Below are 4,718 nucleotides of genomic sequence, written 5' to 3' on the forward strand. Positions count from 1 at the left end.
AACGAGCGAGGCCGTGGAGATGCTCGGCGGGGACATCAGGCATCTGGCAGATCTCATCGAGCAGGCGCGGGTGCTGGGCTGGCGCGTCTTACACTTCAGCACCGCTGATCAACAAGAATGGGACGACTTCGAGTCCACCTGGTTGGCCGGCCGGCAAGAGTGGCTCCTGGAACATCCCGATGACCTCAGAGCGGCTGAGCTCCGTGCCGAACTGGACGCGGCTACGCGAATACCTCGGTGTCCATCGCGGCCTACTCGGCCTTGCGTACTTTGTGCTTGCTCGCTGATGGCCGTGCACCCGCTACCGCGGCATCGGGTTTGCCCTGTCCAGCACGGCCGACTCTGGGACCGGAGCATTGGCATCCGTCGCGGCCCGGACGAACTCCTGTATCCGGGCGGTCGTGTTCGCCTCCAGCCAGACCGGTCCCCGCTCGATCGGCGGGGCGTCGTAAATCGGCACGTATGCGATGTCGGGACGCGGGTGGTAACGCTCGGTCTGCTCGCCCACCGGCAGCACGCCCCGGCCCAGCGCCACGAGTGACAGCATTTCCGAGAAGGTCTTGCCGTGTGGGCCCTTGGGGACGGGTCGGCCGGCCGGCGTGTGCTCGGGTGTGCGGTCGCGCTTGAACTCGGCGGAGGTCATCGCCGGGTACTGGACGACCGGGTGGTCGGCGAGCACCTCCAGCGACACCGACTCCTCACCGGCCAGCGGGTGCGTGGCGGCCACGGCCAGCACGCGCCGCTCGACCATCAGCGCGGGCCCGCGGGCCATGCCGTCGAACGGGTAGGCGGCGACGAGGATGTCGATCGAGCCGTCCAGCAGGCTGGCTCGCGAGTTGTACAGCTGCACCTCGCGCACGTCCACGTCGCAGTCGGGATGCCGAGCGGTGAAGAGCTTGACCGCTTTGAGCAGCACCGGCGCGAGGTACTCGCCGAGGAACGCTACCCGCAGCTGGCCGGTCACGCCGCGGCCGGCCTCGACCGCCCGGCGCAGGGCCGTGTCCATCTGTTCGACGAGCGGGGCCAGGTCGTCGGCGAGTTGCCGGCCGATGGGCGTGATGCGGACGACGCGACTGGTGCGCTCGAACAGCGGAGCCCCGATCCGCCGCTCCAGTTTCCTGATGACGTGGCTGATCCGGCCGGTCGTCACGCGCAGGCGTTCGGCGGTACGGCCGAAGTGCAGCTCGTCGGCGAGCGTCAGAAACGTCTCGATCTCGTGTCGCTCCAGCATCCCGCCGCTCCTTCGTTGAACCTGAGTCAACGATCGTAGTCCGATCATGGCTTGGTCGGCGGGGCCGGTTCGCGAATCGTTAGGAGCGTCACCGGGGCCCACCGGACAGGCCGGGAGCGGCAGCGATGGACCGTCTGCACCACCTGCCGGCCCGGCTCGCGTTAATCGACAGGGAAGGGATCATGAAGACGACAAGCATCAACGATTACTTGACTGCGCTCGGGATCTCGTTGCGGGAGATCGCCGAGACCACCCGCGTGGTCATCGACGGCACGCTGGCCGACGCCACCGGCGTGATGTGGCACGGCCACCCGGTATGGGGCCTCGGCGAGGCTCCGGGACGGCGGCCCATCTGCCTGATCAAGGCCTACACCTCGTACGTCACCTTCGGCCTCTGGCGCGGGCAGGAGATCAACGACCGGTCCGGCCGCCTGACCCCGAGCGCCCGGAAGATGGCCTCGGTGCGGCTCCTATCCACCGCCGACATCGACGTGCCGCTGTTCACCGACTGGCTGCGCCAGGCCCGCGCCCTGGAGGGGAAGTGAGCACCGTACGGGTCAGGGAATTCGACCACCTCGTCCTCAACGTCGAGGACGTCGAGCGATCGCTGGCCTTCTACTGCGGGGTGCTCGGCCTCGAACCCGTGCGTGTCTCCGAGTGGCGGGCCGGGAGGATCAGATTCCCGTCCGTCCGGGTCAGTCCGGACACCATCATCGACCTGGTCCAGCGGCACCGCGGCGAGTCGAACGTCGACCACATCTGCCTGGTGGTCGACCCGCTGGACTGGCACGACGTCATCGCATCCGGCGTGTTCACCGTCCTCGAAGGGCCGGTGAGCCGGTCCGGCGCCCGAGGCCAGGGCATCTCCCTCTACGTCCAGGACCCAGACCGCAACACCGTCGAACTCCGCTGGTACCCCGCCGACGCGGAACCGACGGCACCGCCGACCCCGTAACGAACAATGCACCTCAAATCAACCAAGGAGCTACCAATGCGCACTCTGATCGCCACCGCGTTCGTCTCGCTCGACGGCGTCATCGAGGCGCCCGGCGGAGAACCGGGCTACCGCAACTCGGGCTGGACCTTCAAAGACATCGAGTTCGACGAGGCCGCGTACGAGATTAAGGGCCGTGAGCAGGACGAGGCCACTGCCATGCTGCTGGGCCGGGTCAGCTATCAGGCGTTCTCCCCGGTGTGGCCGGGCATGACCGCGGAGTTCCCCGGCTACAACGCGATGCCGAAGTACGTCGTGTCGACCACGCTGCAGGAGAAGGACCTGGTGTCCAACTGGGGCGAGATCGTCATCCTCCGGTCACTGGACGACGTCGCCGCACTGAAGAAGACCGAGGGCGGGCCGATCATCATCCACGGCAGCGCCACCCTGAACCGCAACCTGGCCGATGCCCGCCTGATCGACCGCTACCACCTGCTGGTCTTCCCAGTCCTGCTCGGCGCGGGCAAGCGGCTGTTCAGCGACACCGACAGGGACAAGCAGAACCTCAAGCTCATCGAGAGCGAGTCATACGCCAACGGAATCCAGAAGCTGGTCTACGACGTCCTCCGGTGAGCAGCCCGCCGGGGTCGGCCCTGTTCAGGGGCCGACCCCGACGAACACGGCCACGGCCGTCCCGCAGCCTGGCCCGACGACATCGACCGCTGGCAACCCGAAACCAGCGAACCCGCCACTGACCAGCCCGGAACACAACCCTTCTAACCAATACAACTCGAAAGATCAGCCGTTACACCACTTCCAGGGGCTTGACCGGTTCTCTGTGCCCGCCCCTCGTGAGTACCCGGACGAGCTGTGCCGGCGTGCGGTGCGGCTCTACCGCAAGTCTGACTTCAACCCGGATGATCAAGCGTCTGGCCGAGCAACTCGGTGTGCATCCCGAGGCGCTGCGCAACTGGATCCGCCAGGACGAGGCTGATCACGGTGAGCGTTTCGACCGGCCCACGACCGTCGAGGATGAGGAACTGCGCCAGCTCCGCAAGGGCTTCGGATCCTTCATTTGGGTGGTGATGGGGCTTCGAGTGGTTTCCCGCGGGCTCGTGTGGCGTCGGTGACGGCGATCCCGGACAGGACCAGTGCGGCGGTGAGGGAGACCAGCACCGGTGGTAGGAGGAGCATCGGTGGGGCTGCGAGGACGAGGATGATGACTCCGATGATCCGGGGTCGGGAGACGCGGGCGAAGACCACGTATTCGAAGTGGGCGCGGCCGGCGGCGTACAGGGCGGGGCCGCCGAGGATGACGATCACCCAGGCCAATTTGGTGTGGCCGAGCGGGTGGGAGATGGTCAGTTTGTATCCGATGGCGGTGTTGATGATGCCGAGGATCATGGTCCAGTGGGTGAAGGCGGCCACCCGGCCGAGGTGGGCGGGATTCTTCGACGCGGCGATGGCATCGGTGAGGATCTGCCCGGCCCGGTAGTAGTAGATCCGCCACAGCAGCACGGTGGTGGCGAACCCGATCACGAACGCCGCCGTCGACTCGACGTCATACAAGCCCATGGTGTAGGCGGCGGCGAGGGTCAGGACCGACTCACCCAGAGCGATCAGGAGGAACTGCCGATAACGGTCGGCCAAATGTTCGCCGGCCACCGCCCACGGGATGGCACGGGACCGGCCGAGCTTCGGCACGGGCCACCCCAAGCGGGCCGCCAAGGAATCCCCGGCCGCTGCGGCAACCCACAGCATCACCCGGGTCCCGTCGTGGGTGAACGCGCCGACGATCCACAGGATGCCCGTCAGCGTGAACCAGACGAGGTCACGGGTGACTCTGTCCTCCAGCTCGTGCCCTCGCAGCATGACCTTGAGGACGATGACCCGGCCGACCTGGAGGACAACGTACGGCACAGCGAAGGCCAGGCCGCCGCCGCGGAACGCGGTTGGTAGCCCAGCCGACATGATCAGCACACCGAACATGGTCATGATGACGATGACCTGCACGGGTAGCCGGCGTGGGTCTAGTCTGGCCGTCGTCCACGCGGTCATGGTCCACACCCAGGCCAGCGGAATGAGTAGCAGCAGCGTCTTGCCCGCCTCTGGTAGCGCAAGCCACGAGTCGGCGAGGCCGGGGCGGGCCAGATCTTCGGTCACCCGCAGGGCGATCCGCTGGATGACGAAGACGAACGCCAGGTCGAAGAACAATTCCAGGAACGTCGTCTGCTGCGGGCTCCCACGTCTGCGCAGCAGGTCGGACCGCCCTGCCGCCATCATCGCCGGCCTCCCTTGGCTGACCCATCACGCCGCTACCCTGTCACGCTGCCCTGTCGGCGGGTCTGCATTCGCACCGATCTCACCCATGGAACCCCTGTCCGCCATAGTGAGTTGAGGCCAGCGGCTGGGGGTGTGGATCTAACGGTGTTTCCGGCCTGACCCACCGGGCGTTGTGCCTGGTGAGGAGGGTGCCGTGATGACCGCGATACCGCCGCGAGGCTTCGAGTTCCATCCGGCCAGCCGGAGCGCGTGTTCCACGCTTCCTGGGCG

6 protein-coding genes are annotated in these 4,718 nt (G+C 67.0%); 4 read left to right on the top strand and 2 right to left on the bottom strand.

Annotated features, from left to right (window positions below; translation table 11 throughout):
* Positions 1–301: 301 nt before the first annotated feature.
* Positions 302–1,231: a LysR family transcriptional regulator gene (locus ABZ570_RS33535; protein ID WP_358072143.1), complete on the bottom strand. Its 930-nt coding sequence runs from the start codon at positions 1,229–1,231 to the stop codon at positions 302–304.
* Positions 1,232–1,356: 125 nt separating this feature from the next.
* Here ABZ570_RS33535 and ABZ570_RS33540 point away from each other — a divergent pair, with 125 nt between their 5' ends.
* The 4 genes from ABZ570_RS33540 (at position 1,357) to ABZ570_RS33555 (ending at position 3,295) form a co-directional block, all read left to right on the top strand.
* Positions 1,357–1,776, top strand: a complete 420-nt coding sequence (locus ABZ570_RS33540) for a DUF1801 domain-containing protein (RefSeq protein WP_358072145.1) — start codon at positions 1,357–1,359, stop codon at positions 1,774–1,776.
* Positions 1,773–2,186, top strand: a complete 414-nt coding sequence (locus tag ABZ570_RS33545; RefSeq protein ID WP_358072147.1) for a VOC family protein — start codon at positions 1,773–1,775, stop codon at positions 2,184–2,186. Before ABZ570_RS33540 ends, ABZ570_RS33545 begins: the two co-directional genes overlap by 4 nt.
* 36 nt (positions 2,187–2,222) lie before the next feature.
* A complete protein-coding gene (locus tag ABZ570_RS33550) occupies positions 2,223–2,798 on the top strand; it encodes a dihydrofolate reductase family protein (protein ID WP_358072149.1) in 576 nt (191 codons plus the stop codon).
* A gap of 284 nt (positions 2,799–3,082) precedes the next feature.
* Positions 3,083–3,295, top strand: a complete 213-nt coding sequence (locus tag ABZ570_RS33555; RefSeq protein ID WP_358072151.1) for a transposase — start codon at positions 3,083–3,085, stop codon at positions 3,293–3,295.
* Here ABZ570_RS33555 and ABZ570_RS33560 read toward each other — a convergent pair.
* Entirely contained in the window at positions 3,237–4,448 is a 1,212-nt protein-coding gene (locus tag ABZ570_RS33560; protein ID WP_358072153.1) for a low temperature requirement protein A, read from the bottom strand. The genes ABZ570_RS33555 and ABZ570_RS33560 overlap by 59 nt on opposite strands.
* Positions 4,449–4,718 lie beyond the last annotated feature (270 nt).

It is taken from the genome of Micromonospora sp. NPDC007271 (assembly GCF_040634005.1).
GTDB lineage: Bacteria > Actinomycetota > Actinomycetes > Mycobacteriales > Micromonosporaceae > Micromonospora.

Excerpts from the sequence above, each read along its gene's own strand:
- ABZ570_RS33535 (WP_358072143.1), bottom strand. The coding sequence starts at position 1,231 with ATGCTGGAGCGACACGAGATCGAGACGTTTCTGACGCTCGCCGACGAG.
- ABZ570_RS33540 (WP_358072145.1), top strand. The coding sequence starts at position 1,357 with ATGGACCGTCTGCACCACCTGCCGGCCCGGCTCGCGTTAATCGACAGG.
- ABZ570_RS33550 (WP_358072149.1), top strand. The coding sequence starts at position 2,223 with ATGCGCACTCTGATCGCCACCGCGTTCGTCTCGCTCGACGGCGTCATC.
- ABZ570_RS33555 (WP_358072151.1), top strand. The coding sequence starts at position 3,083 with ATGATCAAGCGTCTGGCCGAGCAACTCGGTGTGCATCCCGAGGCGCTG.
- ABZ570_RS33560 (WP_358072153.1), bottom strand. The coding sequence starts at position 4,448 with ATGATGGCGGCAGGGCGGTCCGACCTGCTGCGCAGACGTGGGAGCCCG.